Annotated in this window: 1 protein-coding gene; it reads right to left on the reverse strand. The window is 57.6% G+C overall.

Annotated elements, in window-relative coordinates:
- Window positions 1–208: exodeoxyribonuclease V subunit gamma (locus tag MO867_RS23315; protein ID WP_252473544.1), on the reverse strand; the 208-nt coding region annotated here is incomplete at its 3' end.
- Between the last annotated feature and the right edge of the window lie 9 nt (window positions 209–217).

The raw sequence follows: 217 nt of genomic DNA on the forward strand, positions 1-217 counted from the left end.
CGAGGGGCGCCGGCACCGCTTCTGAGCGATCCCAGGCTTCGATCCAGTCGGGTCTATACACCAGATACTGATCAAAGATGTCGGCGATCTTGCCGCATAGCTGATAACGCTTGAAGCCGGCCTCATCGTTTTGCAGATACTGGCACAGTGGCAGGAATTCCTCCAGCGGCAACAGCGGCGGCAACAGGTCCATCAGTTTCCAGGTCATGGCCTCCTT

This window comes from Microbulbifer okhotskensis (genome assembly GCF_023895975.1).
GTDB lineage: Bacteria > Pseudomonadota > Gammaproteobacteria > Pseudomonadales > Cellvibrionaceae > Microbulbifer > Microbulbifer okhotskensis.